Genomic DNA, 19,331 nt, shown 5'->3' on the forward strand with positions numbered 1-19,331 from the left:
CTTTCTCGTCATGACCAAGACTTTCACGCGCAGCGCAGGCCGCGCTGCCAATGAGTTGCGCCCGGTGCGCATCACCCGCGGCTTCACAGTGCATGCCGAGGGCTCCGTGCTCATCGAATTCGGCTCGACGCGCGTGCTGTGCACGGCGTCCGTTGAGGAGCGCGTGCCGCCGCACAAGCGCGGCTCGGGCGAGGGCTGGGTGACGGCCGAGTACGGCATGCTGCCGCGCGCCACGCACACCCGTAGCGACCGTGAGGCCGCCAAGGGCAAGCAGAGTGGCCGCACGCAGGAGATCCAGCGCCTCATCGGCCGCTCGCTGCGCGCGGTGTTCGATCTGGCGGCGTTGGGCGAGCGCACCATCACGCTGGACTGCGACGTGCTGCAGGCCGACGGCGGCACGCGCACGGCGGCCATCACCGGCGCCTTCGTCGCGGCGACGGATGCCGTCAACAAGCTCATCGCCGACAGCAAGCTGTCGCGCTCGCCGATCAAGGACTCGGTCGCTGCGATCTCGGTCGGCATCGTCGACGGCGTGCCGCTGCTGGACCTCGAATACGTCGAGGACTCGGCCTGCGACACCGACATGAACGTCGTCATGACCGGCTCGGGCGGCTTCGTCGAACTGCAGGGCACGGCCGAGGGCGTGGTTTTCACGCGCGACGAGATGAACGCGCTGCTGGACCTGGCCGACAAGGGCATCCGCGAGCTGATCGCGTTGCAGAAGGCGGCATGATGGGCCGCGCAGCGCCGGGCCGCCCCAAGCAAGCGGTCATCCCCTCGGGGGATCGACCGATGTACTCGTCGGGCGAGGGGCCGACATGAAACTCGTCCTCGCCTCCAACAACGCCAAGAAGCTCGTCGAACTGCAGGCGCTGTTCGCGCCGCTCGGCATCGAGCTGGTGAACCAGGGCAGCCTGGGCATTCCGGAGGCGGAGGAGCCTTTCGAGACGTTTGCCGAGAACGCGCTGGCCAAGGCGCGGCATGCAGCGAAGCTGAGCGGCCTGCCGGCGCTGGCCGACGACTCCGGGCTGAGCGTCGACGCGCTGGGCGGTGCGCCGGGCGTGCGCTCGGCCCGCTACGCGCTGGACGCTGGCGGCGAGAAGAGCGATGCGGCCAACAACGAGCGTCTGCTGCGCGAGATGGCGGCGATCGACGACCGCCGCGCGCGCTTCGTCTGCGCGTTGGTGGCCGTGCGCAGCGCCGATGATCCCGAGCCGCTGATCGCGATGGGCCGCTGGGCTGGCGAGATCTTGACCGCGCCAAGCGGCGAAGGCGGCTTCGGCTATGACCCGCTGATGAACATTCCCGCACTGGGCCAGACCGTCGCCAGCCTCGGCGCCGAGGTCAAGAACCGGCACAGCCACCGCGCGTTGGCGGCGGCGCAACTGATCGTGCAGTTCCGCGAGGTCTGGCGCCTCGGCTGACGTTCATGGCTGATCTCCAGCACCTGATGCGCCCGGGCACGCTGCAGTTGCCCGCGCTGCCGCCGCTCGCGCTCTACGTGCACCTGCCGTGGTGCCTGCGCAAATGCCCCTACTGCGACTTCAACTCGCACGAGGTGAAGGATGGTGCGCTGGCCATCGACACGGCCGAGGCCTACCTCGCCGCGCTGCGTGCCGATCTCGAAGCTGCGCTGCCGCTGATCTGGGGCCGGCCCGTCGTCAGCATCTTCATCGGCGGCGGCACGCCCAGCCTGTTCAACCCCGAGCAGATCGGGCAGTTGATCTCCGACATCCGCGCCCGTCTGCCGCTGGAGGCGGGCTGTGAGATCACACTGGAGGCCAACCCCGGCACCTTCGAGCGTGAGCGCTTCGCGGGCTTCCGCCAGGCAGGCGTGACGCGGCTGTCGGTCGGCGTCCAGAGCTTCGACGATGGGCAGCTGAAGACGTTGGGGCGCGTGCACAGCTCGACCCAGGCGCGCGCGGCACTGGCCGAGGCGGCCAGTGCGTTCGAGACCTGGAACCTCGACCTGATGTACGCGCTGCCCGGTCAGACGCTGGACCACCTGGCGCGCGAGCTGGATGCGGTGCTGAGCTTCAAGCCACCGCACCTGTCCATCTACCACCTGACCATCGAGCCCAACACGGTCTTTGCGACGCGCACGCCCGAACATCTGCCCGACCCGGACCTGGCGAGCGACATGCTGGACCTCATCACCGCGAAGACCGGTGCCGCGGGCCTGTCGCGTTACGAGGTCTCGGCCTACTCGCGCGATGGCCATCGCTGCGCGCACAACCTGAACTACTGGCAGTTCGGCGACTACCTCGGCATCGGCGCCGGCGCGCACAGCAAGCTGAGTTTTCCGAACCGCGTGCTGCGTCAGGTGCGCTGGCGCGAGCCGGCGGCCTTCATGGCGCAAGCCAACAAGGTCAGCAATGAGAACGAGGTGGCGCGCAAGGAGCTGCCGTTCGAGTTCATGCTGAACGCGTTGCGGCTCAAGGACGGTGTCACCGTCATGCAGTTCCTCGAACGCACCGGCCTGCCGATCTCCAGCATCGCCAAGGCGCTGGAAACGGCGCGCGACCGTGGCCTGCTGGTGAATGACCCCGCGCGCATCCAGCCGACCGAGCGCGGCTTCGACTTCCTCAGCGACCTGCAGCAGCTTTTCCTCTGAGCCGCGTCAGGCGGGCGTCGGCGCTTCGCTCAGGCGCTGCTGCAGCGCCGCGATCTCGGCATGCAACCAGTCGCAGAAGGCGCGCACTGCGAGGTCGTCGCGCAGCGCCTCGGGGTAGACGATCTGGTAGTCCCGCGTGGCGTCGAGGTCCACCGTGTGCGCGTGTACGCGCACGAGCCGGCCGTCCAGCAGCGCGTCGGCGGCCAGCAGCTCGCGCGCCAGCGCCACGCCCATCGCCTGTTCGCCCGCCTGCAACAGCACGCCGGCATCGTTGAAGCTCGCGACGACGACGGGTGCCGCTCGCACGCCCGTGCCGGCGAACCATTCCTGCCAGTCTTCCGCATCGCCCAGCAGCGGTTCTTCCAGCAGTGCGGACGACGGCTTGCCGATGAGTCGATGTGCCAGGGCCGGTGCGGCCACGGCGATCAACGGTGAGTGGAAGAGTGCCTCGGTGACCAGGCCCGGCCAACCGCCGCGCCCCACGCGCAGCCCGATGTGAAAGCCCTCGCGCTCCAGGTCGACGACCTGCTGCGACGTGTGCAGGTCCAGCGAGATGCAGGGCTGCAGGCTCTGCCAGCGCGGCAGGCGCGGCATCAGCCAGCGCTGTGCGAACGAGGGCAGGGCGGTCACGCGCAGCATCTGGGCGGCCTGGCCGTGGGCCTGCGTCGCGGCGATGACGCCGGTTTGCAACTCCGCGAACATCTTCAGCACCGCGCGCTGCAGTGCCTGTCCGGCCGGGTTCAGCGTCAGCCGCCGCCCCTGGCGCGCGAACAGCTCGAAGCCCAGCTGAGTCTCCAGTCCGCGGATCTGCTGGCTGACGGCGCTATGCGTCAGGTGCAGGCTCTCGGCCGCGGCGCGCAGGTTCTCCGTCTGCGCGGCAGCGCGGAAGGCGGCGAGGTAGTGCAGCGGGAAACGGTCCAGTGAGGCCATTTGGTAAGCGAAATGAACCAGGCAGTGCAGAAACGAGCGCTTGGTAAGCGGTTGCTGGATTCCTAGGATACCCAGGAACCTCCAGGAGACACCACCATGAACTCGCCGTACCGCTGGATTGCCTCGACTTTGCTTGCCGTTGCCCTCGTGCTGGTGGCTGTGGCCGCGCCTGCGTTCACCGACTCGAACGCCGATTTGAAGGAGGTCGCAGCCGACCGCACCGCGCGCGTCGTCGTGCTCGCCAAGGCCCAGCCGCCCAGGCCGGTGGCATGGGTGCCGCAGGCGACGGCCAAGCAACTGGACGGATTCAAGCCCGTGCTGCCGCCAGAGCATGGCATCGCTGCGGGACACCCGCCGGCGCAGCAGACGCTGGCCCAGGCAGACGCCGCGCGATGAGCTGGCGTCAGACGCGGTTGAGCGAGATGCCCGACGTGGCGCGCAGCCGCTCCAGCACCTTGCCGGCGATCTGGTTCAGCGGCAGCACCTCGTCGGCAGCGCCGTGTGCGATGGCTTCGCGCGGCATGCCGAAGACGACACAGCTCGCCTCGTCCTGGCAGTAGTTGTAGGAGCCGGCGTCCTTCATGACCTTCATCGCGCGGGCGCCGTCGGCGCCCATGCCGGTCAGCATGATGCCGATGGCGTTCTGGCCCACGACCTTGGCGGCCGACAGGAACAGCGCCTCCACCGATGGCTTGTGGCGGTTGATCGGCTCGCCGTCCTGCACGCGGGCGATGTAGTTGGCGCCGCTGCGTTCCACGGTCAGGTGCAGGCCGCCCGGCGCGATGTAGCCGTGGCCGGGCAGGATGCGCTCGCCGTCCTGCGCTTCCTTCACGCGGATCTTGCACAGCCCGTCCAGCCGCGCCGCGTAGCTCTTCGTGAAGCCGGGCGGCATGTGCTGCGTGATGACGACGGCCGGGCTGTCGGCTGGCAGGTTGATGAGCACGTCCTTGGTCGCCTCGGTGCCGCCGGTGGAGGCGCCGATGAAGATGATCTTCTCGGTCGACGCGCGGCCCAAGCTGGCCATCGTGACGGCCTTGACCGGCGCGGCGGGCGTGCTGCCCGGCGCGGGTGGTGGCGGCGCGCGGCGGATGTGGGCCTTGGACGCGATGCGGATCTTGTCGGTGATGTCCTGGGCCAGCAGCCGGATGCCGTCGGCCACGCCGATCTTGGGCTTGGCCACAAAGTCCACCGCGCCCAGTTCCAGCGCCTTCAGCGTGACTTCCGCGCCGCGTTCGGTCAGCGTGGACACCATGACGACGGGCATCGGCCGCAGGCGCATCAGGCGCGACAGGAAGTCCAACCCGTCCATGCGCGGCATCTCCACGTCCAGCGTGATGACGTCGGGGTTGAGCGTGCGGATCATCTCGCGCGCCAGCAGCGGGTCGGCCGCGGCGCCAATGCATTCCATGTCGGTCTGGCGATTGATGATCTCGGTCAGGATGGAGCGCACCAGCGCCGAATCGTCCACCACAACGACCTTGGTTTTGGCCATCGTTGGCCTCCTCAGAACAAGTCGATGGAGCCGCCGCTGCTGGCGACGGGCTGCACCTTCTGGATGGCCGCCTTGTCCTGTTGGACCAGTGCGTCCGTGTTGGTCGGGGCCAGGCGCTTGACCATGGCCTTGCCGCTTGCGGGCAGGAAACAGACCTTGCGTGGGTACACGTCCATCACGTCCTTGGACACGATGGGGATGCGTTCTAGCTTCAGGTAGTCGATGACGAAGTTGGTGTTGCGCTCGCCGACGTTCAGCGAGTTCATGCCGGAGATGACGGCGCCGCCGCCGAAGATCTTGGCCTCCATGCGGGCCTTGCTGGCGCCGCGCTTCATCATCTCGTTGATCAGCAGTTCCATCGCGAACGAGCCGTAGCGGCCCGAGTCGCCGTTGCCCTCGGGCAGCATGAAGTGGTTCATGCCGCCGACCTTGGCCGTACGGTCCCACAGGCAGGCGGCGATGCACGAGCCCAGCGTCGTCATGACGAGAAGGTCCTCGGTGTCGACGAAGTACTCGCCCGGCAGGATCTTGACGGCCGCGTTCTTGAAGTGGGCGTCGTAGAAGAAGAACGAGGCCTCGCCCTGCTTGCGTGGCTGGGCCTTGAGCTGGTTGACCTTGGCAACCGCGACCGGGTTGCCGATGCCGACGGTCGCGGCGGAGGCGAAAGGCGTACTCATCTTCAGACCCGTTCGTAGATGGTTTTGCCGCGCAGCTTGAACAGGTCGCGGGATTCGGTGAAGTTCTCGGAATGGCCCACGAACAGCAGGCCTCCCGGGCGCATGACGCGGTGGATGCGCTCCAGCACCTTGCGCTGCGTCGGTGCGTCGAAATAGATCATGACGTTGCGGCAGAACACCATGTGGAAGGGGTCGCCGAGCTGCCACTGCGCGTCCATCAGGTTCAGCGGGCGGAAGTCCACCCAGCGCTGCAGCTCCGGCTTGACGCGGATCTTGCCGGAGTTGGCGCCTGTGCCGCGCATGAAGAAGTTCTTCAGCCGCGTCGCGTCCAGGCCGCGGGCGTCGGCGTTGTAGACGCCGCGCTTGGCCGTGGCCAGCACATTGGTGTCGATGTCGCTGGATACCAGCTGCACCGACGCGCCCGGGCCCAGCGCCTCGCTGCAGGTCATCAGGATGGAGTACGGCTCCTCACCGGTCGACGCCGCACAGCACCAGATGCGGACGGGCTTGCCGACAAAGGGCTTGAGGTCGTCCTTCAGCGCGTGGAAGTGATGCTCCTCGCGGAAGAAGGACGTCAGGTTGGTGGTCAGGCAGTTGACGAACTCCTGCCACTCGGCCGCACCGGACGCACCACTGGAAGACTCCAGCCACTGCAGGTAGCTCGCGAAGCTCTTGTGCCCCGTCTCGCGCAGGCGGCGCGACAGGCGGCTGTAGACCATCGCGTGCTTGCCGTCGTGAAGGCTGATGCCGGCGTGCTTGTAGATCAGCTCGCGCACCCGGTCGAAGTCGGCCTTGCTGAAGCTGAACTCGTGATCGAGGGTGTCGTTGCCGTGGGCAAGGTCGGGTGCGGGCATGTCTCTAAATCAGATTTGTTGGTGCTCGCAGCAGTTATGGCGTTGGCGCGCCGATTCTGCACCGCAGGCCGTTTGTACGGTCCGGGTTCGACTCAGCATAGTGCAAACAGGCCGCAGGAACGTGCCTGTTTCACGGCCGGCCCTCATAAGTCCCGCTGCTAGACTGACTCGAAACCACAATTCACCAACCGCTCGCCAATCCGCCAGCCTTTGGAACACCGCTCGCCCGCCACCTCGCTGATCGACGCCCAGGCGCTTGATCTGGACCAGGCCCTGCAACTGCTTCAGCAGGCCGGGGCACTGCTGCCGGATGAAGCACCGCTGAGCGCCGCCTGGCTGCAGGCCGTGCTGGATGCGCTCTGTGACCTGTCCAGCAAGGACGCCCTGACCGGCCTCGTCAACCGCCGCAGCTTCGAGATGGCCCTGGCTCGCGAGGTCGACCGCGTGGCCCGATCCGGCGAAGCTGCCTTGCTTTTGATCCTCGACATCGACCACTTCAAGGCCGTCAACGACACGCACGGCCATGGCGCCGGCGACCAGGTGATCCGCGCCGTCGCCAACGCCGTCGCGCAGACGGTACGGCCCATGGACCTCGTGGCCCGCGTGGGCGGCGAGGAGTTCGCCATCATCTTGCCCAACTGCGCGACGCATGTCGGTCTGGCCGTCGCCGAGCGCGTGCGCGAGCGCGTTTCCGAGCTCGACATCGAGATCGCCCCCGGCCAGATGCTGGGCGTGACCGTCAGCCTCGGCGGCGCCTTTGCCCCGCAATGGGTGCGCTCGTCGCCGCTGCTGTGGACGGAGCGTGCCGACCGCCAGCTCTACCGCGCCAAGGCCGACGGCCGCAACCGCGCCTGCCTGGAGCCCCAGATCGACTCCCTGGTCAGCGCCGAAGAAAAGGGCATGTTGTTTGCCTCCATGAATCTCGACACGCAACAGGACCTGCCATGAGCATGACCCACGATCCTGCTGCCCCGCGCCCGCCGCGATCCGGCGCCCGCACGCTCGCCATCACCAGCGGCAAGGGCGGCGTCGGCAAGACCTTCGTCACCGCCAACCTCGCCGCGGCCCTCGCCGCGCGCGGCCAGAAGGTGCTGGTGCTGGACGCCGACCTCGGCCTCGCCAACCTCGACGTGGTGCTGAACCTGCACCCCAAGCTGACGCTGCACGACGTCTTCACCGAGAAGGCCACGCTCGAGCAGGCCATCCTGCCCGCGCCGGGCGGGTTCAGCGTGCTGCTGGCCGGCTCCGGCATGGTGGAGTACTCGCGCCTGACGCCCGAGGTGCGCGACAAGCTGTTGCACATCATCGACCTCGTGAAGCCCCGATTCGACTGGGTGCTGCTGGACACCGGCGCCGGCATTTCCGACGTCGTGCTGTTCGCGATCTCGCTGGCCACCGATGTGCTCGTCGTCGCCACGCCTGAGCCCACGTCGCTGACCGACGCCTACGCCACCATCAAGGTGCTGGCCACGCAGCAGGAGCGCCGCCAGGTGGGCCTGCTCGTCAACCAGGCCAACCGCGTCGGCGAGGGCCGGCTGATCTGCGGGCAGTTGCAACAGGTGCTGCAGCGCTTCGTCGGGCCGACACCGGGCCAGACCTTCAAGCTCGAACTGATGGGCGAGGTGCGTGCCGATCCGGCGGTCAAGCAGGCCGTGCTGAAGCGCCAGCTGATGCTGGAGCACTTCCCCGGCTGCGATGCGGCCCAGGCCATCAAGGCACTCGCCACAAAAATCCTTGGCTGACTCTCCCGCGACTGCATTCGACTGGATCGGCGGCGAGGCGCGCGTGCGCGAACTCGTTGACCGTTTCTACGACCTGATGGACCTGGAGCCGGGCTACGCGCGACTGCGCGCGGCGCATGGCGACTCACTGGAGTCGGCGCGCGACAAGCTGTTCTGGTTCCTGTGCGGCTGGCTGGGCGGGCCGGACCACTACATCAGCCGCTTCGGCCACCCGCGGCTGCGGGCGCGGCATCTGCCGTTCCGCATCGGTATCGCCGAGCGCGACGAGTGGCTGGCTTGCATGGCGCAGGCCATGCAGGAGACCGGCGTGAACCCCGACCTGCAGGCTCGCCTGGCCGAGTCGTTCGCGGGCACGGCCGACTGGATGCGTAACGTCGGCGCTTGAAACGCGAGGCTGGCGCCTTCCCGGCGCCAGCCCCGTCACGATGCTCAGTCGATACTGAAAGCGAAGTCCTGCTGGAACATCGCATCGCCCTGGCACTGGTAGCCGGCGAGCGCGGTCTCCACCGAACGCTGCAGCGAGCGCCGGGTCTTGCCGTCCAGCGCACCCTGGGTCACATGGAAATCGGTGCCCACGACGCGGCCGCCGCGCACCGTGGCGACGACGTTCAGCACCGCCTCGCCGCTCCAGTTGAGTGCGGGCATCTCAGGCTTGGGCATGACCGAGCAGACGGCGCCCGGCGTCTGCAGCCGGGGCTTGCTGACCGGCTGCGCGGGTGTCGGATCGGCGCGGGTCGAGCCTCGCTCGGCCACGATCGTCCCGGTGTCGCGGATCACGGTCGGGCCAACCGGGGGCGGGTCTTGTGCTACGACGACGTCGTCGGGGACGGGCACCGGGATGGGCTGGAAGTCCCGCATCACGGGCCTGTCCACCGGTCGAGGCTCGGGTTTCGGCGGATCGGGCTGCACCTCCGGCGGCAGCGGCTTCAACGTGATGATCTTGGGCGGCTCGGGAGGCGACTTGATGAGCCCGGCGCTCAGCGCATAAATCGCGGCGACATGCACGGCAACGACCAGACCGATGCCCACATAGCTCTTGGGCTTGGGGGCATGGCCCGAATAGGCGTGGGACAGGTTCATGGGATCTCCTCTCTGCAGCGGTTGGGGAAACCAGATGTCGCGTTTGCGGTGGCTTGGGGCCAACGCTACTGCGGTTGGGAGAGGCGGGTCAATGGTGGGTTTGCCCGTCGGCGCCACGCCACGCGTGAAGGCGTTCGCACAGCGCGTCAGTGCGGTGTCAGGCCGTACCCGTCAGCAGCACGATGAGTGCGCCCGCACCGCCATCGCTGGCGCGTGCCTGCACGAACGCCAGCACCTCGTTCTTCTGCACCAGCCAGCGGCGCACGCGGCCCTTCAGCACGGGCTCGCGGCCCGGCGAGCCGTGGCCCTTGCCGTGCACCACGCGCACGCAGCGCAGGCCGCGGCGGGAACTGTCGTGCACGAAGTGGCTGAGCGCCTCGCGCGCGGCGTCGCGGCGCAGGCCGTGCAGGTCCAGCTGGCCCTGCAGCGCCCAGTGGCCGCGGCGCAGCTTGCGCACGACCTCCAGGCTGATGCCCTCGCGGCGGAACGACAGCGTCTCGTCCGTCTCCAGCAGGCTCTCGATGTCGATCTCGTCGGACAGCGCCTGCAGCAGCACGGCGCGCTCGTCGGCTTCGCGCTGGCGCGGCTCGGGCGCGGGCTGCTCCAGGTCGTGCAACACGCGGTCGACGCGGCGCAGCGGCGTCACCGGGCCCACGGTCAGCTCGAATACGCGACGCTCCTGCTCGGCCAGGCGCATTGCTGCAGCCAGCCGCTCGCGTTCGGCCTCGGCCGCCAGCCGAGCCGCAGCCAGCTCGCGGGCCAGCGGCTTGAGGTCGGCAAGGCTGCGCACCGGCTTGTTCACATCAAGCCCCGCTCGGCGAACGAGACGACCTCGTTCGCGCCGACGATGAAGTGGTCCACCACGCGCACGTCCACGAGGGCCAGCGCCTGGCTCAGCTGCTTCGTCAGCAGTTCGTCGGCGCGCGACGGCTCGGCGTGGCCGCTCGGGTGGTTGTGCGCCAGGATGGCCGCGCCGGCCCCCAGCGCCAGCGCGCGCTTGACGACCTCGCGCGGGTGCACGGTTGTGTGGCTCAGCGAGCCCGTGAACAGCGTCTCCATCGCGATCAGCTTCAGCTGCGCGTCCAGGAACAGCACGGCGAACACCTCGTGCCCCAGCCCGCCCAGTTGCAGCCGCACGTAGGACTTGACCGTGTCGACGTCGCTCATCGCCGGCTTCTCGGCCAGCCGCTGGTTCAGCGAGCGCCGCGCGATCTCCAGCACGGCAGCGATCTCGGCGCGCTTGGCCGGTCCCAGGCCCTTGACCTTGCCGAGGTCCTGCACGCTGGCTGCCAGCAGCCCCGCCCAGCCGCCGAAGCGGTCCAGCAGGCTCTGCGCCAGCTGCAGCACCGGCGTGCCCTGGATGCCGGTGCGCAGCAGCAAGGCCAGCAGCTCGGCGTCCGCCAGCGCCTGCGGACCGCGGGCGAGCAGCTTCTCGCGCGGGCGGGCGTCGGGGGGCAGGTGGGTCAGCGGCATAAAATCGTCAGTCTAGCCAAGCGCTCTCCACTCTCTCTCGAATGAACCCCATCCAGGCCGGCTCCTTCCTCACGCTGCACTACCGGCTCTCGGGCCCGGACGGCGCCGACATCGTCAATACCTTCGACGACAAGCCCGCGACGCTGTCGCTGGGCACGGGTCAGCTGTCGCCGGCCATCGAGGCGCGCCTGATCGGCCTGCCCGAAGGCGCGCACGAAACCTTCCAGCTCAATGCCGGCGAAGCCTTCGGTGAACGCAACCCCGAGCTGCTGCAGCGCGTGAAGCTCACGCTGCTGCGCACGCTGGGCGACCCGGACGAGACCTACAACGTCGGCGACGTCGTGCAGTTCCCTGGCCCGGACGGGCAGGGCGGCTACGCCGGCGTCGTGCGCGAGCTGGGCGACGAGGCCCTGCTGTTCGACTTCAACCACCCGCTCGCTGGCCAGCCGGTCAGCTTCGAGGTGCAAGTGATCGGGGTGCTGTGATGAACGCTGTCGTGCATCCCCAGGAAGTGCTGCTGGCCGAGCCGCGTGGCTTCTGCGCCGGTGTGGATCGGGCCATCGAGATCGTCGAGCGAGCGCTTGTCAAGTTCGGCGCACCGATCTACGTGCGTCACGAGATCGTCCACAACACCTATGTCGTCAACGACCTGAAGTCACGCGGCGCCATCTTCATCGAGGACCTGGCCGAGGTGCCCGCCGGCGCCACGCTGGTGTTCAGCGCCCATGGCGTGAGCCAGGAGGTGCGCCGCGAGGCCGCTGAGCGCGGCTTCAACGTGTTCGACGCGACCTGCCCGCTGGTCACCAAGGTGCACGTGGAAGTGGCCAAGCTGCACCGCGAGGGCTTCGAGTTCATCATGATCGGCCACAAGGGTCACCCGGAGGTCGAGGGCACGATGGGCCAGCTGTCCGACGGCATCTTCCTGGTCGAAGAGGTCGAGGATGTCGCCAAGGTGCAGGTCAAGGACCAGACCAAGCTCGCCGTCGTCACGCAGACGACGCTCAGCGTGGACGACGCCGCCGAGATCCTCGCCGAGGTGAAGCGCGTGTTCCCGCAGGTCCGCGAGCCCAAGCAGCAGGACATCTGCTACGCCACGCAGAATCGTCAGGACGCGGTCAAGGTGCTGGCGCCGCAGGTGGACGTGGTCATCGTTGTCGGCAGCCCCACCAGCTCCAACAGCAACCGCCTGCGCGAGCTGGCTGAGCGCCTGGGCACGCCGGGCTACATGGTCGATGCCGCCGAGGACCTGAAGGCCGAATGGCTGGACGGCCGCGCCCGCGTGGGCCTGACCGCCGGTGCGTCGGCGCCCGACGTGCTGGTGCAGGCCGTCATCGACCGCCTGCGTGCGCTGGGTGCGACCACCGTGCGCAGCCTGCCGGGCGTGGAAGAGCATGTGCGCTTCCCGCTGCCGATGGGCCTGGGCGACAAGTCCATGGCCGAGGTGAGTGCCTCACGATCTTGAAGCCGGTGCTTCCGGCTTCCGGCGGCGCCTGACATCGGCGCCGCTTCCGCATCCGATTTCTGAAAGACCCTCATGCTCGACATCACCCAGCTGCGCAAGGACCTCGACGCCGTCATCGAGCGCCTGAACGCGCGCAAGAACCCGCAGCCCTACCTCGACGTGGAGCGCTACAAGGCGCTCGAAGCCGAGCGCAAGGACATCCAGGTCAAGACCGAAGCCTTCCAGGCCCGCCGCAACGCGCTGTCCAAGCAGATCGGCATGGCCAAGGGCAAGGGCGAAGACGCCTCGGCGCTGATGGCCGAGGTCGGCGGCATCGCCGACGAACTGAAGGCCGGCGCCGAGCGCCTGGACGCCATCCAGGCCGAGCTGAACGTGCTGCTGATGGGCGTGCCCAACCTGCCGGACGCCAGCGTGCCGGCGGGCGTCGACGAGACCGGCAACGTCGAGGTGCGCCGCTGGGGCACCCCGCGCACGTTCGACTTCGAGGTCAAGGATCACGTCGACATCGGCGCCCCGCTGGGCCTGGATTTCGAGATGGGCGCCAAGCTTTCAGGCTCGCGCTTCGCCTTCCTGAAAGGTCCGGCCGCCAAGCTGCACCGCGCGCTCGCGCAGTTCATGCTCGACGTGCAGACCGACGAGCACGGCTACACCGAGTGCTACACGCCCTACATCGTCAACCGCGAGATCCTCGAAGGCACGGGCCAGCTGCCCAAGTTCAAGGAGGACATGTTCTGGGTGCTGCGCGGCGGCGACGACGAGCAGGTCGAGCAGTATCTGATCTCCACGTCGGAAATCTCGCTGACCAACACCGTGCGTGAAAGCGTGCTGAAGCCCGAAGACCTGCCCGTCAAGCTGACGGCGCACAGCCCGTGCTTCCGTTCGGAAGCCGGTTCGGCCGGGCGCGACACGCGTGGGTTGATCCGCCAGCACCAGTTCGACAAGGTCGAGATGGTCCGCATCGAGCTGCCCGAGAACAGCATGGCCGCGCTGGAAGAAATGACCGGCCACGCCGAAGCCGTGCTGCAAAAGCTCGGCCTGCCGTACCGCACCATGCTGCTGTGCAGCGGCGACATGGGCTTTGGCTCGACCAAGACCTACGACCTGGAGGTGTGGCTGCCGGCGCAGAACACCTTCCGCGAGATCAGCTCCTGCTCGAACATGGGTGCCTTCCAGGCCCGCCGCATGCAGGCGCGCTTCAAGAACGCCCAGGGCAAGAACGAGTTCGTGCACACGTTGAACGGTTCCGGCCTGGCCGTCGGCCGCGCGCTCGTTGCGGTGCTCGAGAACTACCAGAACGCCGACGGCAGCATCACGGTGCCCGAGGCGCTGCGGCCCTATCTCGGCGGCGTCGACACGCTTCGCGGCTGAAGGCGGAAAATCCGGCTATACTGCTGGGCTCAGCTCGCACCAGATTCGGAGAGGTGGCAGAGTGGTTGAATGTACCTGACTCGAAATCAGGCGGACGGTAACGTCTCGGGGGTTCGAATCCCCCCCTCTCCTCCAAGCACAAGGCCAGTCCCTCAGGACTGGCCTTTTTGCTTTGTGCTCAGGCGGGCAGCACCGTCAGGTGCTCGTACAGGATGGCCGAGCCGATGCCAATCAGCAGCAGGCCACCCAGCACCTCGGCGCGCTTGCCGATGGCGCTGCCCAGCGCGCGGCCCAGCATCACGCCCAGCGTGACGGCCACGAAGGTGGTGAAGCCGATGGACAGGGCGATGGGACCGATGGACTCGTCCAGGAAGGCCAGGCCGACGCCGACGGCCATCGCGTCGATGCTGGTGGCCAGGCCCGTCAGCGCCAGCGTCAAGAAGCCGTGCCGGCTGACGGGCGGCTCGCGGTCGTCGTCGTGCTTCAGGCCTTCCCAGATCATCTTGGCGCCCAGCACGCCGAGCAGCGTGAAGGCGATCCAGTGGTCCCACACGCGCACGTAGTCGCTCGCGGCGGCGCCGAGCAGCCAGCCGATGACCGGCGTTGCCGCCTCGATGCTGCCGAAGATGGCGCCGGTGCGCAGCGCTTCGCGCCAATGGGGCTTGTCGAGGGCCGCGCCCTTGCTGACGGCGGCGGCGAAGGCGTCCGTCGACATGGCGACGGACAGCAGGGCGATGGAGGCGAGGTTCATGCGCATGGGTCCATGCGGTCGGGCGAAAGACGGTCATCAGCGACCGAGGCCGCCCGACCGGCAGAGCCTCGATACGCCAATGGTCTTGCCACGCTGAACGCTGCTTGCACCATGGCAACTGCCAAGTATGTTGATGCAAGCGCCCCGGTTGCCAGGATCTGGAACCGGGGCCGGCTACTCCCCAGAGGAGGCACGATTCTAGCGGCAGGGCTTCAGTGCCCCTCGTGGCCCGCGTGCCCGCCGGGCTTGCGCACCTGCACCTCGACGCCGCCTGGCGATACCGATGCTTCCGGCGCGACCGCTGCCGGCGGTGCATCACCCACCTCGCGGGCCAGCGTGCCGGGCGGGTGCTGGAACCAGCCCGGGTCCGCGTAGTCGCCGCGCCTGAGGCCGCGCCGCACCTTCAGCACGCTGAACATGCCGCCCATGCCGATGGCGCCGAACGGCCCGTCGCCGGCCATCATCGGCGCCGTGTTCGCCGGGCCCGGCATGCTCATCTCCGTCATCTCGTGCATGCCGGTCTGGCCCATGGCCATGTAGCCGGGCACGAGCTTGCGGATCTTGCCTTCCAGGTCGCTGGCGTCCACGCCCAGCATCGTCGGCACGCCGTGGCCCATCGCGTTCATCGTGTGGTGGGCCTTGTGGCAGTGGAAGGCCCAGTCGCCTTCCTCGTCGGCGGTGAACTCCAGCTGGCGCATCTGGCCCACGGCGACATCCGTCGTCACCTCGGGCCAGCGTGCCGTGCGCGGCACCGGGCCGCCGTCCGTGCCGGTCACGGTGAACTCATGGCCGTGGATGTGCATCGGGTGGTTGGTCATCGTCAGGTTGCCGACGCGGATGCGCACGCGGTCGCCCTGGCTCGCCACCAGCGGCGCGATGCCCGGGAAGATGCGGCTGTTCCAGCTCCACAGGTTGAAGTCCAGCATCGTCATGATCCTGGGCACCGCGCTGCCGGGCTCGATGTCGTAGGCATTAAGCAGGAAGGCGTAGTCGCGGTCGACCTCGTCGATGTGGGGGTGCTTCGCCTTCGGATGTGTGATCCACAAGCCCATCATGCCCATGGCCATCTGCACCATCTCGTCGGCGTGCGGGTGGTACATGAAGGTGCCGGGGCGGCGGGCGATGAACTCGTAGACCCAGGTCTTGCCGGGCGGGATGGCCGGCTGTGTGAGTCCGGTCACGCCGTCCATGCCATTGGGCAGGCGCTGACCGTGCCAGTGCATGCTGGTGGGTTCGGGCAGGCGGTTGGTCACGTAGATGCGCACGCGGTCACCTTCGACGACCTCGATGGTCGGCCCCGGGCTCTGGCCGTTGTAGCCCCACAGTTTCGCGGTGAAGCCGGGCGCCATCTCGCGCACGACAGGTTCGGCGACGAGGTGGAACTCCTTGACGCCAGCGTTCATGCGCCACGGCGCGGTCCAGCCGTTCAGCGTGACGACGGGGTTGTAGGGCCGTCCGGTGGGCGGCACGAGCGGCGCCTGTGTGTCGGGTGAGGTCTGGATGACGGGCTCGGGCAGTGCTGCCATCGCGGCCTTGGAGACAGCGGCCAGTGAAGCCGCGCCGAGCAGGGAGCGTCGGTTGAACATGGATCTGTCCTCGGATTCAGTGGGTGGTCGGCCCGACGAGGGCCTGGTCCAGGTCGGCCTGCGCGAGCCAGAAGTCGCGCAACGCCTCCTGCGCGGCGCTGACGGCGGCGACCTGCGCGCGCGCATCGGCCAGCAGCTCGAAGACGCCGATCAGCATGCCGTTGTAGCGAAGCAGCTGCTCGTCGGCGATGCGCTTGGCCAGCGGCATCAGCTCGTCGCGATGGTGGCGCGCGATATCGAATGCGCTGCGGTACAGACCGTGGGCCTCGCGCACCTCGGAGCGGGCGCGGATGGCCGTGTCTGCTGCCTCGTGCGCGGCCTGGCGGGCCAGCGCCTGGGCACGCGGCAACGGGCCGGGGCCGAACAGCGGCAGCTCCAGCGCGACCTCCCAGCCGCGTTGCGTCGGCTGTTCGTTGGACGAGTTGCGCACCGTGCCCAACTCCAGCATGGAGACAAAGCGCGTCGTCTGCGCCAGCTCGGTCTGCCGCGCGGCCTGCTCCAGCGTCGAGCGCGCGGCGAGCACGTCCAGGCGCTGGGACAGTGCCAGCGTTTCCGCGTCGGCTACATCGCGCGGTGCGGCGGGCAGGTCGGGCAGGTGGTCCGGCAGTTGCAGCGCAGAGTCGTTGTCGAGGCCCAGCAGGCGAACGAGGCGTTCGCGCGAGACCAACCGCTGCTGCAGGGCCTGCGCGAGCGCGAGCCGTGTCTCGGCCTCGAAGGCTTGTTCACGGGCTCGTGCCAGTGCGTTGAAGTTGCCGGCCGTCTGCATGCGTTTGGCCAGCTCCGCGCCGGCCTCGGCGGCCTCCATGACCTGCTCGCGATAGCGCAGCGTCTCCTCGGCGGACACGGCGCGCACCCAGGCGCGGCGAGTGTCGGCAGCCAGCGCCAGCACGTCGGCGGCGGCCTGCTGCTGCTCGGCCTGCTGACGGCGCTGCTCGGCGGCGCGCACCAGCGGTAGCGTCAGCAAGCGAGCGAGGTCGACGTGCCAGCCGCGCTCCAGCTCCACCTCGCTGCCGCGCGTCAGCCGACTGAAGCGAAAGCCCGGATTGGGCAGCCGGCCGGCGTCGGCCACTTCGGAGGCGGTCACGCCCAGGCGTGCGAGGCTGGCCTGCAGCGCGCGGTTGTTCTGCAGCGCGAGCTGAACGGCGGCGTCGGCAGGCAGCGGTTCGCGCAGCCGTTCGGCCAGCTCTTCGGGCGGCAGCGGTTGATCGGCCAGCGGCTGGCCGAGGTGGGGCTGGGTCAGCCGGTTGACGTCTGCCAGCGGTGCGCTGGCGTCGACGCTGGCGCAGCCGGACAAGGCCAGCGCAAGCAGCAGCGGCAGCGCCGCGTGGAAGGGAACAGGGGGCATACGACGAGCCTCTCGGGGCAGGACGGAAGCAGGCCGCCGGTCGCGGGCGACCGGGCGGGGCAGCGAGAAGAGGGGCTCAGGCCCGCGGTGGCGGGTCGGGCAGGGGGGGGCACGATGCTGGCCCAGGCCTCTGCGGGCGCCACGGCGGCGCGCGCGGTGGGTGCCACCGCGGCCGTGCCCGTTGCCAGCACCGGCGGCGGCGCGGCCGCCAGGCAGCAGGGAGCGCAGAGCTTGCACGGCTTGGCCGCGCCGCCGCCGTGCGACTCGCCGTGTCCGGCGTGATGCGTATGGTGGGCCGCGTGTTCGCCCTGCGTGGGCGCCGGCCCGCAGCCCAGATGCCCGGCCGCGAGCAGGCTGCGCAACGGCAGCATCACGAGCAGCAGGCAGAGGACGAGGAAGCGGCCGGGGCGACGCATGGCCGGCACTTTACCCGGGCTGGTTCAGCCAGGCCCGTGGCGACAGCCCGGCGTGCTTTTGAGTGAACAACCGGCTCAGCGCCGACGCGTTCGCGTAGCCCAGCTCGGTGGCTAGCAGCTTCAGTGGCTTGCCGGCACGCAACTCGCTGCGGGCGATGGCCAGCCGCCAGTCGGCGAGGTAGTCGGCCGGTGTCTGGCCCAGCGCGTCGCGGAAGGCCTCGGCAAAACGGCTGCGCGACATGCCGGCCTCTGCCGCCATCGCGGCCAGGCTCCACGCCTCGCCCGGCCGCGCGTGCAACGCCGTCAGCGCTCGCGCCAGGCGTGCGTCGGCCAAGCCGCGCAGCAGGCCCAGCGGCAGCGTGGCGTCGCGCTGGTCCAGCATCCAGCGCAGCAACTGCAGCAACAGCACTTCCAACAACCGGTCCGCCAGCAGCCGCTGGCCACAGCGCACGCGCTCGGCCTCGCCGAACAGCAGTGTCAGCGTCGCGCCGATGCCGTCGACGCTGGCCAGCGGCAGCACGACCAGCGGCGGCAGCGCCTGCACCAGCGGGTGGCCGGCTTCGAAGTCCAGCGTTGCGCAGACGAAGTCCGACCCTTCGGCCGGTGCGTTGTGGAAGTCGTGCGCCAGCGGGCGCGGGTAGAACACGAGGCTGGGCTCGCGCACCCACAGCCTTTCCACGAGGCCCGTCGCGGCGGCGTGCCGCACCTCCATCTCGCCGTTGCGCATGACGTGCAGGAACCCGCGGCCCGGTTGTGCGTCGAAATGCGTCACGCCGCACAGCGGGCCGGCGTGGAACAGGCTCGCCCGCACGCGGAAGCGCTCGAACAGCGGGCTCAGGCGGTCCAGCGGCTGGGTGTCGGCCATCGGGACGATCCGGTTGATGTGGTGGATGAAATGATACTTTTCGTTCTCGCAGCGCCGCGACAGTGGAGTCCTTCATCCACTGCCAGTCAGGCGACACCATGACCTCCCGCATTCCTCTCGTCTCCGCCACCGACACGCCCGCGGCCAGCCGCGCGACGCTCGATGCCATCCACGGCGCCTTCGGTGCCACGCCCCACATGTTCCGCGCCGTCGCCAACTCGCCGGCCGCGTTGCAGGCGATGTGGGGCTTTTTCGGTGCCCTGGGTGGCGGCACGATCGCGCCCAAGCTGGGCGAGCAGATCGCCGTCGCCGTGGCCGACCGCAATGCCTGCGAGTACTGCCTGGCCGCGCACTGGGCGTTGGGCCGAAAGGCCGGCGCGTCGGCGGCCGAGATGGCTGCGGCCCAGGCAGGCGAGTCCGCCGATCCGGCCACGGCGGCTGCGCTGCGCTTTGCGCTCAAGCTCGTCGAGCAGCGTGGCCAGGTGGGCGACGCCGACGTCGCGGCGCTGCGCGCGGTGGGCTTCAGCGATGCCCAGGTCGTGGAGATCCTGGCTCACGTCGCACTGAACCTGTTCACGAACTACGTGAACGTCGCATTCGCCGTGCCGGTGGATTTCCCCGCCGTGAAGCTGCGTTCGGCGGCTTGAGGATCGGTGTTGAGCGCCGATGATGCTGT

The 19,331-nt window shown here is 69.0% G+C and carries 22 protein-coding genes, 1 tRNA gene and 1 riboswitch; of the genes, 12 read left to right on the forward strand and 11 right to left on the reverse strand.

The window, feature by feature from the left end; genetic code table 11:
• Positions 1 to 10: 10 nt before the first annotated feature.
• The 3 genes from rph (at position 11) to hemW (ending at position 2,614) form a co-directional block, all read left to right on the forward strand.
• Positions 11 to 733, forward strand: coding sequence for a ribonuclease PH (gene rph, locus ACG04R_RS20770; RefSeq protein WP_394415370.1), 723 nt, complete (start codon positions 11 to 13; stop codon positions 731 to 733).
• Positions 734 to 818: 85 nt separating this feature from the next.
• Complete coding sequence (gene rdgB / locus ACG04R_RS20775) at positions 819 to 1,424, forward strand: RdgB/HAM1 family non-canonical purine NTP pyrophosphatase (protein ID WP_394415372.1); 606 nt, start codon at positions 819 to 821, stop codon at positions 1,422 to 1,424.
• Positions 1,425 to 1,429: 5 nt separating this feature from the next.
• Complete coding sequence (hemW, locus tag ACG04R_RS20780; protein ID WP_394415374.1) at positions 1,430 to 2,614, forward strand: radical SAM family heme chaperone HemW; 1,185 nt, start codon at positions 1,430 to 1,432, stop codon at positions 2,612 to 2,614.
• 6 nt (positions 2,615 to 2,620) lie between these two features.
• Here the strand turns inward: hemW and ACG04R_RS20785 are convergent, their stop codons facing one another.
• Positions 2,621 to 3,544: a LysR substrate-binding domain-containing protein gene (locus tag ACG04R_RS20785; protein WP_394415376.1), complete on the reverse strand. Its 924-nt coding sequence runs from the start codon at positions 3,542 to 3,544 to the stop codon at positions 2,621 to 2,623.
• 96 nt (positions 3,545 to 3,640) lie between these two features.
• Here ACG04R_RS20785 and ACG04R_RS20790 point away from each other — a divergent pair, with 96 nt between their 5' ends.
• Positions 3,641 to 3,940 carry a hypothetical protein gene (locus ACG04R_RS20790; RefSeq protein ID WP_394415378.1) on the forward strand — a complete coding sequence of 100 codons (300 nt, stop codon included), beginning with the start codon at positions 3,641 to 3,643 and terminating at the stop codon, positions 3,938 to 3,940.
• A gap of 7 nt (positions 3,941 to 3,947) precedes the next feature.
• Here ACG04R_RS20790 and ACG04R_RS20795 read toward each other — a convergent pair whose 3' ends face one another.
• From ACG04R_RS20795 to ACG04R_RS20805, 3 genes are read right to left on the reverse strand one after another with little or no spacing between them, the layout of a single operon-like run.
• Positions 3,948 to 5,036, reverse strand: coding sequence for a protein-glutamate methylesterase/protein-glutamine glutaminase (locus tag ACG04R_RS20795; protein WP_394415380.1), 1,089 nt, complete (start codon positions 5,034 to 5,036; stop codon positions 3,948 to 3,950).
• An 11-nt stretch (positions 5,037 to 5,047) separates the two neighbouring features.
• Positions 5,048 to 5,713 (reverse strand): chemoreceptor glutamine deamidase CheD, encoded by a 666-nt coding sequence (gene cheD, locus ACG04R_RS20800; protein ID WP_394415382.1) that lies wholly within the window; start codon positions 5,711 to 5,713, stop codon positions 5,048 to 5,050.
• Between the two features lie 2 nt (positions 5,714 to 5,715).
• Positions 5,716 to 6,567, reverse strand: a complete 852-nt coding sequence (locus tag ACG04R_RS20805; protein ID WP_394415384.1) for a CheR family methyltransferase — start codon at positions 6,565 to 6,567, stop codon at positions 5,716 to 5,718.
• Positions 6,568 to 6,777: 210 nt separating this feature from the next.
• Here ACG04R_RS20805 and ACG04R_RS20810 point away from each other — a divergent pair, with 210 nt between their 5' ends.
• The 3 genes from ACG04R_RS20810 to ACG04R_RS20820 are packed head-to-tail and all read left to right on the forward strand — an operon-like array spanning position 6,778 to position 8,694.
• Positions 6,778 to 7,515: a GGDEF domain-containing protein gene (locus tag ACG04R_RS20810; protein WP_394415386.1), complete on the forward strand. Its 738-nt coding sequence runs from the start codon at positions 6,778 to 6,780 to the stop codon at positions 7,513 to 7,515.
• On the forward strand, positions 7,512 to 8,309 hold the full coding sequence (locus ACG04R_RS20815) for a MinD/ParA family protein (RefSeq protein ID WP_394415388.1): 798 nt from the start codon (positions 7,512 to 7,514) through the stop codon (positions 8,307 to 8,309). Before ACG04R_RS20810 ends, ACG04R_RS20815 begins: the two co-directional genes overlap by 4 nt.
• Positions 8,263 to 8,694: a group II truncated hemoglobin gene (locus ACG04R_RS20820; RefSeq protein ID WP_394415390.1), complete on the forward strand. Its 432-nt coding sequence runs from the start codon at positions 8,263 to 8,265 to the stop codon at positions 8,692 to 8,694. The genes ACG04R_RS20815 and ACG04R_RS20820 overlap by 47 nt, the downstream gene beginning before the upstream one ends.
• Before the next feature lie 44 nt (positions 8,695 to 8,738).
• Here the strand turns inward: ACG04R_RS20820 and ACG04R_RS20825 are convergent, their stop codons facing one another.
• The 3 genes from ACG04R_RS20825 to radC form a co-directional block, all read right to left on the reverse strand.
• The gene (locus ACG04R_RS20825) at positions 8,739 to 9,389 is read right to left on the reverse strand and encodes a hypothetical protein (protein ID WP_394415392.1); all 651 of its coding nucleotides are present in this window, start codon (positions 9,387 to 9,389) and stop codon (positions 8,739 to 8,741) included.
• Positions 9,390 to 9,546: 157 nt separating this feature from the next.
• Positions 9,547 to 10,179 (reverse strand): Smr/MutS family protein, encoded by a 633-nt coding sequence (locus ACG04R_RS20830; protein WP_394415394.1) that lies wholly within the window; start codon positions 10,177 to 10,179, stop codon positions 9,547 to 9,549.
• Positions 10,180 to 10,187: 8 nt separating this feature from the next.
• A complete protein-coding gene (gene radC / locus ACG04R_RS20835; protein WP_394415396.1) occupies positions 10,188 to 10,862 on the reverse strand; it encodes a RadC family protein in 675 nt (224 codons plus the stop codon).
• A 41-nt stretch (positions 10,863 to 10,903) separates the two neighbouring features.
• Between radC and ACG04R_RS20840 the strand changes: the two genes are divergently transcribed.
• The 4 genes from ACG04R_RS20840 to ACG04R_RS20855 all read left to right on the forward strand — a co-directional run bounded on the left by ACG04R_RS20840 (position 10,904) and on the right by ACG04R_RS20855 (position 13,827).
• Positions 10,904 to 11,347, forward strand: coding sequence for an FKBP-type peptidyl-prolyl cis-trans isomerase (locus ACG04R_RS20840; protein WP_394415398.1), 444 nt, complete (start codon positions 10,904 to 10,906; stop codon positions 11,345 to 11,347).
• Positions 11,347 to 12,324 carry a 4-hydroxy-3-methylbut-2-enyl diphosphate reductase gene (gene ispH, locus ACG04R_RS20845; protein WP_394415400.1) on the forward strand — a complete coding sequence of 326 codons (978 nt, stop codon included), beginning with the start codon at positions 11,347 to 11,349 and terminating at the stop codon, positions 12,322 to 12,324. Before ACG04R_RS20840 ends, ispH begins: the two co-directional genes overlap by 1 nt.
• Positions 12,325 to 12,396: 72 nt before the next feature.
• Complete coding sequence (gene serS / locus ACG04R_RS20850) at positions 12,397 to 13,692, forward strand: serine--tRNA ligase (RefSeq protein ID WP_394415402.1); 1,296 nt, start codon at positions 12,397 to 12,399, stop codon at positions 13,690 to 13,692.
• A gap of 47 nt (positions 13,693 to 13,739) precedes the next feature.
• Positions 13,740 to 13,827 (forward strand) — tRNA-Ser (locus ACG04R_RS20855).
• Positions 13,828 to 13,870: 43 nt separating this feature from the next.
• Here the strand turns inward: ACG04R_RS20855 and ACG04R_RS20860 are convergent.
• From ACG04R_RS20860 to ACG04R_RS20875, 4 genes are all read right to left on the reverse strand, one after another.
• Positions 13,871 to 14,443, reverse strand: a complete 573-nt coding sequence (locus ACG04R_RS20860; protein ID WP_394415490.1) for a manganese efflux pump MntP — start codon at positions 14,441 to 14,443, stop codon at positions 13,871 to 13,873.
• A gap of 7 nt (positions 14,444 to 14,450) precedes the next feature.
• A riboswitch (yybP-ykoY riboswitch) is annotated at positions 14,451 to 14,631 on the reverse strand.
• 24 nt (positions 14,632 to 14,655) lie between these two features.
• Entirely contained in the window at positions 14,656 to 16,029 is a 1,374-nt protein-coding gene (locus ACG04R_RS20865; RefSeq protein ID WP_394415404.1) for a multicopper oxidase family protein, read from the reverse strand.
• Positions 16,030 to 16,045: 16 nt separating this feature from the next.
• Complete coding sequence (locus tag ACG04R_RS20870; RefSeq protein WP_394415406.1) at positions 16,046 to 17,374, reverse strand: TolC family protein; 1,329 nt, start codon at positions 17,372 to 17,374, stop codon at positions 16,046 to 16,048.
• Positions 17,375 to 17,800: 426 nt separating this feature from the next.
• Positions 17,801 to 18,655 carry an AraC family transcriptional regulator gene (locus tag ACG04R_RS20875; RefSeq protein ID WP_394415408.1) on the reverse strand — a complete coding sequence of 285 codons (855 nt, stop codon included), beginning with the start codon at positions 18,653 to 18,655 and terminating at the stop codon, positions 17,801 to 17,803.
• Between the two features lie 98 nt (positions 18,656 to 18,753).
• On the opposite strand from ACG04R_RS20875, the gene ACG04R_RS20880 reads away from it, so the two are divergent.
• The gene (locus ACG04R_RS20880) at positions 18,754 to 19,302 is read left to right on the forward strand and encodes a carboxymuconolactone decarboxylase family protein (RefSeq protein WP_394415410.1); all 549 of its coding nucleotides are present in this window, start codon (positions 18,754 to 18,756) and stop codon (positions 19,300 to 19,302) included.
• The last annotated feature ends 29 nt before the right edge of the window (positions 19,303 to 19,331 follow it).

This window comes from Pelomonas candidula (genome assembly GCF_043555985.1).
Classification (GTDB): Bacteria; Pseudomonadota; Gammaproteobacteria; order Burkholderiales; family Burkholderiaceae_C; genus Pelomonas; species Pelomonas candidula.